Source organism: Paenibacillus sp. EKM211P, from assembly GCF_011066175.1.
Taxonomy (GTDB): Bacteria; Bacillota; Bacilli; order Paenibacillales; family Paenibacillaceae; genus Paenibacillus; species Paenibacillus polymyxa.
This window is the reverse complement of record NZ_JAAMNS010000073.1, coordinates 1-285: the sequence shown is the minus strand read 5'-3', so window position 1 is coordinate 285 and position 285 is coordinate 1. Positions and strand designations below refer to the sequence as shown.

The following is a 285-nucleotide window of genomic DNA, read 5'->3' as shown; positions in this document are numbered from 1 at the left end:
ACACGACCGTTAAGCCCTCCAGCGCCGATGGTACTTGGACCGCAGGGTCCTGGGAGAGTAGGACGCCGCCAAGCAAAATCCTTTAAAGGATGATAAAATTTAATGAATTAGGGCCTTTAGCTCAGCTGGTTAGAGCGCACCCCTGATAAGGGTGAGGTCGGTGGTTCGAGTCCACTAAGGCCCACCATTTCTAGATTGACTAAAAGTTTGGGGCTATAGCTCAGCTGGGAGAGCGCCTGCCTTGCACGCAGGAGGTCAGGGGTTCGATCCCCCTTGGCTCCACCA

The 285-nt window shown here is 54.4% G+C and carries 2 tRNA genes and 1 rRNA gene; all 3 read left to right on the top strand.

What is annotated here, in order from left to right:
* A 5S ribosomal RNA gene (rrf, locus tag G9G57_RS26505) occupies window positions 1-74 on the top strand; the annotation flags it as partial.
* Between the two features lie 36 nt (window positions 75-110).
* A tRNA-Ile gene (locus G9G57_RS25410) sits at window positions 111-187 on the top strand.
* A 22-nt stretch (window positions 188-209) separates the two neighbouring features.
* Window positions 210-285: transfer RNA gene (locus tag G9G57_RS25405), tRNA-Ala, on the top strand.